General features: G+C 40.1%; 9 protein-coding genes and 1 pseudogene. 2 read left to right on the top strand and 8 right to left on the bottom strand.

Translation table 11 applies throughout. The features are described from left to right. Nucleotides 1–99: 99 nt before the first annotated feature. A pseudogene (locus HT679_RS09575) lies at nt 100–609 on the top strand (transposase); the annotation flags it as partial. Nucleotides 610–663: 54 nt separating this feature from the next. On the opposite strand, the gene HT679_RS09570 reads toward HT679_RS09575, so the two are convergent. Next, nucleotides 664–2,130, bottom strand: coding sequence for a YSIRK-type signal peptide-containing protein (locus HT679_RS09570; RefSeq protein ID WP_173214336.1), 1,467 nt, complete (start codon nt 2,128–2,130; stop codon nt 664–666). A gap of 86 nt (nt 2,131–2,216) precedes the next feature. Continuing rightward, nucleotides 2,217–7,226, bottom strand: coding sequence for a bacterial Ig-like domain-containing protein (locus HT679_RS09565; RefSeq protein WP_173214335.1), 5,010 nt, complete (start codon nt 7,224–7,226; stop codon nt 2,217–2,219). Nucleotides 7,227–7,529: 303 nt separating this feature from the next. Here HT679_RS09565 and HT679_RS09560 point away from each other — a divergent pair, with 303 nt between their 5' ends. Further along, nucleotides 7,530–9,161 carry a Na/Pi cotransporter family protein gene (locus HT679_RS09560; protein ID WP_173214334.1) on the top strand — a complete coding sequence of 544 codons (1,632 nt, stop codon included), beginning with the start codon at nt 7,530–7,532 and terminating at the stop codon, nt 9,159–9,161. A gap of 371 nt (nt 9,162–9,532) precedes the next feature. On the opposite strand, the gene HT679_RS09555 is transcribed toward HT679_RS09560, so the two are convergent. From HT679_RS09555 to HT679_RS09530, 6 genes are all read right to left on the bottom strand, one after another. Beyond that, complete coding sequence (locus tag HT679_RS09555) at nt 9,533–11,140, bottom strand: CTP synthase (protein WP_061438751.1); 1,608 nt, start codon at nt 11,138–11,140, stop codon at nt 9,533–9,535. A 236-nt stretch (nt 11,141–11,376) separates the two neighbouring features. Then, nucleotides 11,377–11,964, bottom strand: a complete 588-nt coding sequence (gene rpoE, locus HT679_RS09550; protein WP_173214332.1) for a DNA-directed RNA polymerase subunit delta — start codon at nt 11,962–11,964, stop codon at nt 11,377–11,379. A gap of 127 nt (nt 11,965–12,091) precedes the next feature. Then, the gene (locus HT679_RS09545; RefSeq protein WP_173214330.1) at nt 12,092–12,571 is read right to left on the bottom strand and encodes a GNAT family N-acetyltransferase; all 480 of its coding nucleotides are present in this window, start codon (nt 12,569–12,571) and stop codon (nt 12,092–12,094) included. After that, the gene (locus tag HT679_RS09540; RefSeq protein WP_173214328.1) at nt 12,546–12,965 is read right to left on the bottom strand and encodes a chromosome partitioning protein ParB; all 420 of its coding nucleotides are present in this window, start codon (nt 12,963–12,965) and stop codon (nt 12,546–12,548) included. Before HT679_RS09540 ends, HT679_RS09545 begins: the two co-directional genes overlap by 26 nt. A gap of 27 nt (nt 12,966–12,992) precedes the next feature. Then, on the bottom strand, nt 12,993–13,643 hold the full coding sequence (locus tag HT679_RS09535) for a phosphatase PAP2 family protein (RefSeq protein WP_138704046.1): 651 nt from the start codon (nt 13,641–13,643) through the stop codon (nt 12,993–12,995). Further along, the gene (locus HT679_RS09530) at nt 13,633–14,196 is read right to left on the bottom strand and encodes an ECF transporter S component (protein WP_000185834.1); all 564 of its coding nucleotides are present in this window, start codon (nt 14,194–14,196) and stop codon (nt 13,633–13,635) included. The genes HT679_RS09535 and HT679_RS09530 overlap by 11 nt, the downstream gene beginning before the upstream one ends. Nucleotides 14,197–14,282 lie beyond the last annotated feature (86 nt).

Here is a 14,282-nt window from a genome sequence, read left to right as displayed (position 1 = left end):
CCTTTCTAGAGCTTAGCTTTTCAGCTATATAATATTTGTAGTGGGTAAATCCCCTATGGATATTATGGAGCCTATTTTGTTGTAGAAAAAAGTCCCATAAGATTTATACAAAACATGAATCAATTTGAGCGAAAATCCCATGAATACAAGGCTATCAAGCGCTACTGGAAGCTCATTCAACAGGATAGTCGTAAACTCAGTGATAAGCGTTTTTATCGCCCTACTTTTCGTATGCACTTAACCAATAAAGAAATCCTAGACAAGCTTTTGAGCTATTCAGAAGACTTGAAACACCACTATCAGCTCTTGCTTTTTCACTTTCAGAATAAGGAAGCTGACAAATTTTTCGGTCTCATTGAAGACAATCTAAAGAAGGTCCATCCTCTTTTTCAGACTGTCTTTAAAACCTTTCTAAAGAACAAAGAGAAAATCGTCAACGCTCTTCAATTCTCCTATTCAAACGCCAAACTGGAAGCAACCAATAATCTTATCAAACTTATCAAGCGCAATGCCTTTGGTTTTCGGAACTTTGAAAACTTCAAAAAACGGATTTTTATCGCTCTGAACATCAAAAAAGAAAGGACGAAATTTGTCCTTTCTCGATCATAGCTTTTCTTCAACCCACTACAGTTGACAAAGAGCCCAAAGGTATCTCTTTAAAGATTAATTATCTTCCGTTTTGCGTTTAGTCGCAGCCAAACCAAGAACAGAAGTGAGTGTTAACGCACCTAACAAATTCATAGCAACTGAGTCAGATCCACCTGTGTTTGGTAAAACTTTTTTGCCAGTCAAGTTAGTTCGAGAATTATCACCTGTCTGAATCTCACCTTCAACATTAACGTCGTTTGGTTTATTTGTGTTATTTGTATTAGTCAATTTAGACGAATTTTTATATTCTGAAGTACTTGGTGTGACATCACCGTTCTCAGGGGTTACCGTATAAGATGTAGTGCGTTTCACAACATCGTTTCCGACTTTAAGGTATTCAACCTTGTCTTTCACTTCACCTGGTTTAACGATTTCGTCATTAACATTCGGTGTGACATCACCATTCTCAGGGGTCACCGTATAAGATGTAGTGCGTTTCACAACATCGTTTCCGACTTTAAGGTATTCAACCTTGTCTTTCACTTCACCTGGTTTAACGATTTCGTCATTAACATTCGGTGTAACATCACCGTTCTCAGGGGTTACCGTATAAGATGTAGTGCGTTTCACAACATCGTTTCCGACTTTAGTAAAAACCACATCACCTTTAGTCCCAACTTCAACAACCTTCTTCTCCATCGGAACATAATTTTCAACAGTAGTTGGATTACTCAAATCACCAGTGAACTTATTGACTTCATAAGTCGTTACATTTTCACGCAAACCTTCTTTACCATTAGATTTAATATTTCTAACACCGTAATTCAAAGTGTTATTAGCAACATATTCGGTCTCTACAGCTATTTTGGAAATAGGAACCCTCTCCACATTACCAACTTTAATGATTTTTGAAATAGCTTCTTTTTCGACAGATTCAGTAAAAAGATATTCAGACGAAGAACCTCGATAATTAACACCAACTTTGGAAATGATAGTTCGAGGTAAAATAACAGTCCCGTCATCCTTATAAATAGGCTCTTCAATATTATCGTCAATCAAGATTTTCTTATGGGTGCGAGTCTCAGCTAGGATTTCATCATAAGTGGCTGGATAATTAGAGTCCCACCCTCCCGTACTCCCATCACCATAATGTTCTTTAAGTTTAGACCTATTATCTTTGATCACTTCATAAGGTCGATAGACGATTTCGTTAAGATTATCACCTAAACTATAGATTGGTGATGAACTAAGACCATGTTCGATATCAAAGATTTGTTTACCACTCTCACCTTGTCTACCATCTTCATGGTCACCTTTTGTCAAATTTGAATCACCTTCATAAATAGTATCATAATCATAATAATTGACAACTTCAATACTATGAAAATTTTCAGCCGCATAAACAGTCCCATAATCGTCATTCATAATAAAATTGACACCATCGACAAGACCAATACTCAACAAACCAACAGCTACACTAAAAAGTCCAACTGTCAATTTTCTTAAAGCATATTTTTTGCGCAAAGTATACCCACTAAACATCTTATTTTTCATAAATACAAAACCTTTCAAAAAAATAATTTTAAAGTTATTATACCAAAAAAAAAAAAAAATCTTTTATTTAATCTTCATCTTCTTTTTTTCTGTTTCAATGTCAAGGCTAAACTAGCAAAGCCAAGGCTGGCCAATCCTGCTATTAAGACTTCATTTGTAGCAACTGTCCCTGTATTTGGCAATTGTTTGCTTGCTTCTTCTGATTTAACTGCTGTATTTTGAGCTGATTTTTCCTGTGTAGCTACTACTGCTGGTTCTATTTTTACTTTTGTTCCAATTTCAACAATTTCTGGAATCGCTTCTTGGATGACTTCTGTTGAACGAAGGCGACGCTGACCGTTCCCATCAACTTCAAAGACATGTCTCAACAGACCATCTCGTCCCTGTATGATGACTCGTTGTTCCCCAACTAGCATATCAGCATTTTCATGCTCTTGACGGTCAAAAGCAACCTTTTCCTCTTGAACTTCCAATTTAGGAGCCTTTTGTTTATCAGAAGGAGGTTGATTAGTAGGTTTTGAAAGGACTGTGTTTTGTTGTTCTGGTTTAGTTGAGATAGTAACAAGGTCATTTGCACCATTAGATTCTACTCGTGGTTTTTCAGCAGATTCATAAACAAAGGCATAATGAGTAAAGTGTGGTGCTGTAAAGATGACATGACTATCCGTTTGTTCAAAAGCCAATTCTACTGCTTCTTTGCCTTCAGGTAAGAAGAAGACTTTCTTCACTTTCTTATCTTTTTCAATTGGAATTTTCACAATAGAAGCGTAAGAGAGATCAACGTCTTGACCTTTTTCATCTAGACCTTCTATTTCAAAGACATGAGCATCTTCTCCAGCAAAGTATTTCTTCTCTTCATCACTTGCTTGAACACGCTCTACTTTCAAGCCCTTGATGACAGTCTTTTCTTTATTTGAGAAGTGTACTTCAACATCTGTTTTACTATCAGAAAAGACTGCTGGTTTGTCTTCTTTCAATAAGGCAACCAGATCTTTCAAACTCTGTTTCGCTGTTGCAAGCTCTTCTGGACTCAAATCTACTTTTTCAACCAAGGCCTTGTTTTTCTCAAGAAGAGGAGCTAGGGCGGAACCTGAAGGATGGTTTGGTTTTGAAGTTAAGAGTTCTTGAGCCTCACCTGTTAAGCGATCGAGTTCTGTCTTTTCTTCCGTAAATTTCTCTTGACCATTCAGAGCTTTATGAGCTTCTGTCAATTTATTAAGTCGGTCATTAACCTGATCTTGGGTGCTAGTTTCATGGTCTTTCAACACTTGTTCAGCCGCTTCAATTGCTTTCAAGAAGGCTTCTTTTACTTCTGGTAAAGCAAAGTTATAGACCACCTTGTTCTTAGCCGCTTCAACTTCTGCTAATTTTTGTTTAAGGTACTCATCGTTCAATGCTGCTTTTGGAGATACCAAAACATCAAAGTTGACTTTATGACCTTGGTAACGAAGAGTCAAGGTTTGACGACCAGTCTTTTGAGCATGGTAACCAGTAATTTCAACTCCCTCATCAGTAAAGGAATGTTCTTCCATGGTGTCATTGCTATAAGCCACTGCAAAGCGTCCTTCAGACAAGTCTAAGCTATCACCAACTAGGTAATCTTTTTTCGGTTCCTGACTCACTTCAATTCCCAAAATAGTTTTCGGACTTGCTTCATCTTGGCTAGTGACAGTCACTGACAACTTCGCATTTACTGGTTGTCCCAAATATTGTAAAGTAAGATTTTGTTCTCCCTTATGATGCGTATCAAAGCCTGATACTGATACACCTGCGTGAGTTAGGCGAATGAGCTCGTCCTCAGCTCCTCCTTCATACTGAACTCGAAGAACACCACCTCTAAGGTCCAAATCCTCCCCTTCGGCGTAGCTTGTTTTCTTAGGTTCTGTTTCTAGGCTGACTGACTTGATTCTTCTGTCATCTTTTGGAACAGAAACTGCTAGGACATTACTAATTTCCTTGCCTGGCAACTGGGTACGATAGTAAAGAAGACCAGATTGATTTGTCAAATCCAATGGTGCACTTGCTAGGTCTCCTCCAACTTCGCTCTTCAAGGTTGCAAGCGGAGTTTGAGAATTTGGATTATCATAAACGGTAATGGTAGCTCCAGCTGGTACATCTGCAAAGCCAACTTGTACCTTGTTATTGCCTAAAGTACGAGCTGCAGTCTTGGCCATCGGAATATTGACACTTTCTGTATCAAGCTTTTCATACATTTTCCAGTTATAGATACGAATAGCCTTCCATGGAGTTCCATTGTCAGAAGTGACAACATTCAAGCGCCAATCTTGAGCTGTGATTGGTTTATCAAGGGTAATATCTGTAACATGGGCTTTATTGCCACGGACTTCCTTAGCCAACTTCCATTGACCATCCGCATCTTTATAATAGAGGTCAAAATCTTTGGTGTTCATCAAACCGTCGTTTACAGATTCTCCACCAGCTCCAGCATGGTCCATCACCCATCTAACAACTGTACGTGGCTGGGTCAAACGAATATCCACACTACCACTTAATTGTCCAGAAGACCACTTGTCTGACAGACTGGTAATGGTACCATTCAACATGCCTTCTATGCCTTCCCCACCTTCTGTTTTAGGGAAGGTACTATCAATAACTGTTGCACCTGGTACGATATTTTCAGCTAATGGTTTTGGTAGGCTGGTATCTTTTACAGTCATGCCCCAATCAAAGGTTGTGGTTGCAGCTTCTGAACGAACTCCATTTTTACCGACTGCTACAACTTTCAGTTCTTGAGTTGTACCTTGAGCACTTGCTGAACGGCTAACTTTTGGTAGATAAATAGTTGTAGAAGATGAGCCAGTTAGTAATTTCCAGCTGTCTCCATCTTTTTCGTAAACTTCATAGAAATCTGCATCCTTGTTGCCTTTAAATTGCACGACTGCTTCTGCTTCTTGGGCATTTTTTAGGACTTGTTTGGCTACAGCTACTGTGGTTGGTGCCTGAGGAGCATCTTGATTATTGCTGATGGTCAATTGCCCCAAGTTAAATTGATAACCTTTTAAGTCTTTATCATTTTCAAAATAGAGTTTAATACCGTAAATTGTTTTACCTGCCAAGGCACTCAAATCAAAATCATCGGTAGTCCAGTTATCTGAAACTGTCAATTCTTTACGGGCAGCTTCATCACCGTAGGTATAATCTTTCTTGGTTGCAAATTCTACATAAACCTTGGTCCCTTTGCCTCCTTTGTGGGCAACATGCAATTTGGTGGTATCTGTCACCTTCAAGCGAGTAGAGTACAAGTTCACATCTTGCTTGGTCGCACCTGAAAGATCCCCTGCAAATTTGAGAGAAGTTCCACCATTATAAGCATCTTCAAAATCATAGCTTGCTTTCAACTTATCGCCAGTTGATTTTTGCCACCAGCGCCATGTTGGAAGAACACCTGAAACTGAACGGTAATTCCACTCAGAATCCTTAGAAACCTTACCATCTACGAACCATTTTCTACCATGACCTGTATTAAAAGAAGTAGTAAAAGTATTACCTACTGCTGGCGTACGGTCCGCAACTAGGTTAGCAATCCCATACCAATCTTTATCACCTGGTTTTTGGCCAGTAGGATCACCTTGGTAACCTGTAAAGAAGATATCTTCATTCTTATGATAATCTTCACCAGTTTTTCCTAAACTTGTAATGGTATCTGGGGCGAACAAATCAAGAGAAAGGCGTAATTTCCCATTTTCATCTAAAATGTCATTCCACTTAACCTTGGTCTTGTAGGAACCACCCTGTTGCAATTCCAAACCTGCAAATACATCATAAGGATTACGACCAATCCAGTTGGCAGTTGCAATAGTGTAATCATTTTTAGCCTTATCCCAGTTAAAGTTAGCAAAGAAGTTATCTGCTGGAACCTTATCTCCCTCAGGTTGCATGAATTGGTAGTTGTATTCTCCCAAACCATCTTGGTGGTAACGTCCATAGTTATAGGTCATAGCATCGTACCAAGAATACTTGATTGGATGGTTTACCTTAGCAGCATACTCCTTGGTATAGAGCATAAACTGGCGCATCTTTTCTCCAAGAGGTTCAACCAAATCCCCAGTTGTTTCTTGGTTGATGAAATAGCCATCATAGCCATAATACTTGGCCATATCCACCAATTTACGGGCAATTGGGAAGCTACCATCTGAGTCTTGCTTCAAAGCTTCAGCGAATTTTTCTTGATCTGCAATACTATTAGACCAGTTGAAGAAGAGTGTACCATATACAGGAACCCCGTTACGGTGACCTGCATCAATAACGTCAGGCGTTGGTACGAGACCTTCCCAGAAGACCATTGAATCTAGATATTGCCAATAGTCAAAAGCATAGGCCTTGAACTCTTCTCCACCAACAGAAGCATGGTCTTTTGCTTTAGAATTGGTGTTTGATAGGGCTTGAACTTTTGCTTCCTTGCTAGCTTTTTCATTAACCAAATGACCTGTCCGACGTGAAGCGAGGGCGACAGACCCGCGGTTAATAGCATCATCTTCACGAGCACCTGGTTCCCATTTTAACAATTCTTCCCAAGAATTAAATTTGATTTCCTTTGGTTTTAATGTTTTGTCCGTATTTTTAGGGACATCTGGCTGGACTTCTTTTTCAGTCTTATTAGCTTCTGCTGCTGGCTTAGACTCATCTCCTTGGCTAGTTGCTTCAGGCTTTGCTTCCGTTTCCTTGTCAGACTTTGGTTTTGCTTCTGCAGATGGTGTTTCTGCAGCCACCTCACTTGGTTTTTCCTCTGATTTAGCTACGCTTACTGCCTCTGCAGTTTCAGTAGTTGCAGCTTCATTGCTTGCTGGCGAAGCAGTGTCAGATGCTGTCGCTACTCCTTCTGCCTTTTCTGGCTTATTTTCTCTAGCATGTTCTCCTTCATTCTGCTGATCAACTTCATTGGCCGAATGCTCACTCTCCCCTGAAACAAGCTCTGTATTGACTCCGCTATTTTCAGGAACTGCAGTTTCTTCTGCCAAGGCTGGACCAGCAAATAAAACAGCCCCAATCATCAGCGAGCAGGCTCCTACTGATAACTTACGAATACTGTACCGACAACGTCTTTCAAAAAATGAATTCTTCATTTTCTCCTCCTAAAAGATTGATTTTATTATTTTAAAGAAAGCGCTTAACTTTCTTCGTAAAATTTTTATCCCAATCACAGGGATTAAGATAATTTCTCCCTAATTTTAAAATATTTCTTTTAAATGTCAATATATAAAAGGAAATATCTATATCTAGGTTAGAAATTGGTAAAATTAATATAATTAAGGCCTTTTCTCACGAATTTTCTTTCTAAAATCTTAGCTTAACACTTGTTAGATTTACTTTTATCCTTTAAAATAGAATAGGAGAAATTCCGTTATTATTTTTCGGAGGAAAAAGAAATGTCCATTAATTGGCAGGAAATTTTATTTCACTTTTTAGGTGGTCTGGGACTATTCTTATATAGTATCAAGACCATGGGAGACGGTTTGCAACAAGCTGCTGGAGATCGCCTTCGTTTTTACATTGACAAATATACCAGCAATCCGTTCTTCGGTGTGCTAGTTGGTATCGGTATGACGGCGCTAATTCAGTCAAGTTCTGGTGTCACAGTCATTACAGTGGGGCTAGTCAGTGCAGGACTTTTGACCTTGCGTCAAGCTATCGGTATTGTCATGGGTGCCAATATTGGAACTACCGTTACATCCTTTATCATCGGTTTTAAGCTAGGAGATTACGCCTTACCAATGCTTTTCATCGGAGCGATTTGTCTCTTCTTCACCAAGAATCGCTCTATCAATAACATCGGACGTATCATTTTTGGTGTAGGTGGTATTTTCTTCGCTCTCAATCTTATGAGCGGTGCAATGGCTCCACTCAAAGATTTACAGGTCTTTAAAGACTATATGATTGAGCTAAGTAAGAATCCTGTTTTGGGTGTCTTTGTCGGTACCGGCTTGACCTTACTGATTCAAGCTTCCTCGGCTACCATCGGGATTTTACAAAACCTCTACGCCAGCAATCTCATTGACCTGCAAGGAGCTTTGCCAGTTCTATTTGGTGACAATATCGGGACAACCATTACAGCCATCATTGCCTCTTTAGGTGCTAATATTGCAGCTAAACGGGTAGCAGGAGCTCATGTTGCCTTCAACGTTATCGGAACAGTCGTCTGCGTTATTTTTCTAGTTCCTTTTACAGCCCTGATTCATTGGTTTGAAACCACGCTAAATCTAGCACCGGAAATGACCATCGCCTTTGCTCACGGAACCTTTAATATTACCAATACCATTGTCCAATTTCCATTTATCGGAGCTCTGGCTTACTTTGTAACCAAGATTATTCCTGGAGAGGACGAGGTTGTCAAATACGAACCCTTATATCTTGATGAACACTTCATCAAACAAGCCCCATCTATCGCTCTCGGAAATGCTAAGAAAGAGCTCTTGCACTTAGGAAACTACGCTGCCAAAGCCTTTGACCTTTCCTATCAGTATATCATTGACTTGGATGAAAAAGTTGCTGAAAAAGGGCATAAAACCGAAGAAGCAATTAACACCATCGATGAGCAATTAACACGTTATCTCATTGCCCTTTCAAGCGAAGCTCTCAGCCAAAAAGAAAGTGAAGTGCTCACCAATATCCTTGATTCCTCCCGTGATTTGGAACGGATTGGAGACCACGCGGAGGCTCTACTCAATCTGACTGACTATCTTCAACGGAAAAATGTTGAATTTTCTGATGCCGCCTTGAAAGAATTAGAGGAAGTTTACCGTCAAACTAGTGACTTTATCAAAGATGCTCTGGATAGTGTGGAAAACAATGATATTGAAAAAGCACGCAGTCTTGTAGAACGCCATGAAGCAATCAATAAGATAGAACGTGTTCTCAGAAAAACTCACATCAAACGCCTCAACAAAGGCGAATGTTCAACACAAGCCGGGGTAAACTTTATCGATATCATCTCACACTACACTCGTGTATCAGACCACGCTATGAACCTTGCTGAAAAGGTTTTTGCAGAACAAATCTAAGAACCAAAAAGCTATCCTGAATGGGATGGCTTTTTGCTTTTCCTAAGCAAGACTAGGCTGAATGAAACTGAAAGAGTATTCTGCAGATATAGTGGATTAAGTTAAAAAAGTATAGTGTATTGAATCTATAACAGTACACCTTGACTGCTAAAATATTTCTATAAATTGATTTGGCTTTCCGAATTTAATTTGTTCAGATTTTATTTCATTTCAATATACTGATAAATCCATTCACTAGCACAGGGCAAGAGGGAGTCGCTATTGATTTCAAGGGTAGCAGGTACACACAGAGGACTCCTACATCAGATATACTGCAATATCCATCGTATGTAAAAAAACCTCTGAGATTCTTCTCAAAGGTTCTGATTTTGCTAATTGCTGTTCTCGACTGCTGCAGTAATAAAGGCAGTGTAGAGTTCTTCTGGTCGATTTGGACGGCTTGACAGTTCAGGGTGATACTGACACGCTACAAAGAATTTATTTTCTGGAATTTCCACGATTTCGACTAAACGATTATCTGGAGAAACTCCTGAGAAGACAAAGCCTGCTGCCTCAAACTGCTCACGGAAGGCGTTGTTAAACTCATAGCGGTGACGGTGACGGCGTTGCACCACTTCTTGATTGTGATAAGCAGCTGCTGCCTTAGAGCCACGTTTTAGTTTAGACGGATAAAGTCCCAAGCGAAGGGTTCCTCCCATATCCTCAACATCAATCTGATCACGCATGATATCAATGATAGGGTATTTTGTTTCTGGTGCAAGCTCTGCAGAATTGGCACCTTCAAGACCTAAAACGTGACGAGCAAATTCAATACAAGTTAACTGCATTCCCAAGCAGACACCTAACATTGGAACATCATTTTCACGCGCATAGCGAATGGCTTGGATTTTCCCTTCCGTACCACGTTGACCAAAACCACCTGGTACGATGATTCCATCCGCATCAGACAAAAGCTCTGCCACATTCTCTGCTGTCACATCATTGGCATTGACCCAATTGATTTTAACTTCTGCATCGTTGGCATAACCAGAGTGTTTCAAGGCTTCGACCACTGAGATGTAGGCATCTTGCAACTCCACATACTTACCAACAAGGGAAATTTTGACTTGTTTCTTGAGGTTCATGACCTTATCCACCATGGCTGACCATTCTGTCATATCTGCTACTGGTGCGTCTAATTTCAAATGGTCACAAACAATTTGGTCCATCCCTTGTGCCTGCAAGTTCAGTGGAATTTGGTAAAGGTGTTCAACATCCAACGATTCGATAACGGCTTCTGGTGCCACATCACAGAACTGGGCCAGTTTGTTTTTAATTCCTTGACCAGCTGGCTCTTCTGTACGAATAACCAACATATTTGGTTGGATTCCCAATCCACGCAATTCTTTTACAGAGTGCTGAGTTGGTTTGGTCTTCATTTCACCAGCAGCCTTGAGGTAAGGAAGCAAGGTTGTATGGATGTACATAACATTATCCGCCCCCACATCTGCCTTCATCTGACGAAGGGCCTCTAAGAATGGCAAGGACTCGATATCTCCTACTGTTCCACCAACCTCTGTAATAATGACATCAGAGTCGGTCGTTAGAGCGGCACGCTTAATTTTTTCTTTCAAGGCATCTGTAATATGAGGAATAACCTGAACAGTTGCCCCAAGGTATTCTCCACGGCGTTCTTTACGAAGAACTTCACTGTAAATTTTACCAGTTGTCACGTTGGAATATTTGTTAAGATTGATATCGATGAAACGTTCATAGTGCCCCAAGTCCAAATCTGTCTCAGCTCCGTCATCTGTCACAAAAACTTCCCCGTGCTGGTAAGGACTCATAGTTCCCGGATCTATATTGATATAAGGGTCAAACTTTTGAATGGTTACTTTGAGACCACGATTTTTCAAGAGACGGCCTAGACTCGCTGCCACAATCCCTTTCCCAATAGACGATACGACACCACCAGTTACAAAAATATATTTCGTAGACATAGATTCCTCTTTCTAAAATGCTCAAGACCTTGTTAACTACGAGGGGACATAGAAAACAAGACCCTACTAATAAGAATAATCTGGGACGACTGCACCAGATTCACAACTAAAATACAAGAAGATAACTTCTTGAAAAAACAAAAATAGCTCCCTAAGAACTAGGGAGCCCCGACCTCTAAAAGAGGTGCCCGAACAATATGATACCTAAAAATAGGATAATTGTCAATAGCTAACTTTTATTCCTCGATGTTTTCAGCATCATCATCTGAAAACTCGTCGTCGTCTTCGTTGAGATCCACGTCTTCACCCAAGTCATCAGGAGCGATTTCGTTGATTTCTGCATCGTAAGCTTCCACTTCGTTTTTCTCATCATCTGGATTTTCATCATCGTATGAAAGAGCTGGATCTGCTTCATATGCATCTTCGTCTTCTGGATCATCTGCATTGTAGTCAATAGCATCTGAATCACCATCCATGAAGGCATTGACACGTTTTTTCTTAGCTTTTGGTGCTACTTCATCGTCGTCACTTTCTTCAAGAGCGATAATTTCTTCGTCGATTTCGTCCACACCATACCATGAACGAAGACCCCATTTGTTGTCCCCAAGAGAGATGAAGCTACCGTCAAAGTTCAACTCTGTGTAGAACAAAGGCAAAGCTTCGCGGATATCGCTGTTTGATGTTCCAAGGTAGTTTTGAATTTCGTTTACAAGATCGCTAAAATGCATCTCGTGATCGCGACCACGAAGTTCCAAGATAGCACGCGCTACCTCAATCATAGATAGTTCACTTTTTTCTTGCCCAGCAAATACTTCTAATTCCAAAGCGTTTCTCCTCATTTATACTACTATCGCCAGAGTAAACAGACTCTGACCTCATTTTATCATTTACTCTTTATTTTACGATAATTTTGCAGAATAGTCAAAGATTAAGGGGGAGAAAGTGGCAGGATTAGACTAATTTCAATATAAAACTCATTCCTTTTTCTGTTGTTCCATCTTCCACAAATCCAAGCGACTTGAAACACCTCCTAGAAGCATGATTGTAGGTGTAGATTTCCTTGACTCTCAATTCTTTCCATCCTTTTACTCGAGCCAATTCAATCAAAGCACTCAGAATCTTTTTTCCAAGTCCTCGATGTTGGTAAGCGGAATTCCCAATCACAATGGGGAGATTATCCTGAGTTAGTGTAACATCCCCAATTGGAAACCATTCTCCCTTCTCCTTGACTTCAATCCAAAAAAGTTCACCATGCTGATCCAAATAGGAATACATGGCTTCCAAAGTTTCTTGACTGTAAGGAAGCTTCACCCCATCTACGAGGTAAACCAAGTCCACATTCTGATACCAAGCAAAAGCTTCCTCACAATGATTGACCTTACAATAAGGAACAAGACGTAGTGAATTATCTATTTGTAAAATCCGTTTCATCTGCTTTCCTTTTCAACAAAAGAGTTGCTGCTTGATTAAAACCATCACACCAGTTATACCATTTTGCTTCATACTCATCTTGAGCTAAGATATGATTTTTTAAATCCAGAACAGAGTAAATTTTTCTTTCTTCGCAGGCTTGCGCATAGAGATGATATAGTTCATCACCACCATCTCTATCCCACTCAGCAGAAATCGTATTCCTACCTGCCAATAAAGCCTGATAAGCCCTGTGATGCCCATCTGTAATCAACAAGCAATCTCCAAAGGCAAGAATACTGATTGGATCGACTTGGATTGTTTCTGCCGACTGGTAAAGCATCTGAATATTTTGCAACGTCTTTTCTGATAAGTATAGTTGAGTCGGATGAAGATCTGCTATATTGACTTTCATTTCTTTCTCCTCAAGGGAATTTGATACTCACTTCTGCTTGCCTTTAAATCGCCATTGGAAGCGTAGCTTGTCATAGAAGGGAAATTCGATAAACAAGACTCCCAAGCCCACACAGAGACTGGCAAGGACATCTGATGGATAATGAACTCCCAGATAGACCCTTGATACCAGCACACTGACTAGGTAGAGACCTAGCACAATTTGCATGATTTTTCTCCAGACCGGATTTTTCATCCGTTGACTGAGAATGACAATCAGAGAGCCGACCATCAAGGTTACAGCCAGAGAATGACCACTTGGGAAGGAAAATCCCTTCTCCTCAACCAAGTGTAAAATAGCTGGTCGTGGGCGCTGGTAGATGTTTTTAAAAGTCACGATTAAAAGTCCTGCTAAAGCCAGATTTCCCAGCATGAAGAAACTTTCTATCTTCCATCGCTTACGATAAAAGATAAAGGCTACGATGGCAACCCAAGTGATAATCACTGGAATATCAATCAAGCGTGTGATGGCTCGGAAAAGAATAGTCAAGTAATCTGGTAAGTCTCCTCGAATGGCAGTCTGAATCGATTGATCAAAACCGACCAGCGTTTCAGGGTAAAATTTGACCATGTAGCCAAGAATAACGAAAAGTAAAAGGGCAAAACTGCCCTTCATTAAAAATGTTTGTTTATCTCTCATAATGTTTTAAGGTTGGTTTCAAGAGAACATACAACAACCAGAATGAAACGGAAAAGATTACACCCTCAATCAAGTTAAAAGGTAATACCATGGTCATTAGGTAGTTGGAAAGTCCCAAAATTTTTCCAATATCAAAGTTAGCAAACTTAGCGTACAAAGGAACAGCATAAACATAGTTGAGAACCAGCATAGCCACGGTTAAACCAATAGTCCCAGCTAGAGATCCTAGTAGGAAACGAAGGGTTGTCCGTTCCTTTTTCCAAATCAAAGCAAATACGATGACAAAAACTCCCAAAGCTACGATATTCATTGGCAAACCAATGTAAGTATTCACTCCCTGGCTGTTAAGAAGCAACTTCAAGAGTGAGCGAAGCAAGAGAACTCCTAGAGCAGCAGGCAAATCCATGACCACCAAGCCCACAAGGACTGGCAAGATACTAAATTCGATCTTGAGGAAGGATGCCGCTGGCAAAAGCGGAAAGTCAAAGTACATCAGCACAAATGAGATGGCTGATAGAATTGCAATGGTCGAAAGTCGACGTGTGTTTGTCATAACAGGTTCCTCCAATTTTCTATAAAATCAGAAGAAGTTAGAAAGGATTCCTCTATCTATTCTCACTTTTTATATCCCAAAAGTTC

Source organism: Streptococcus sp. 4886, assembly GCF_013276485.1.
Taxonomy (GTDB): Bacteria; Bacillota; Bacilli; order Lactobacillales; family Streptococcaceae; genus Streptococcus.
Note: the sequence above shows the minus strand (reverse complement) of the source record. Positions and strands in the feature narration are given on the sequence as shown.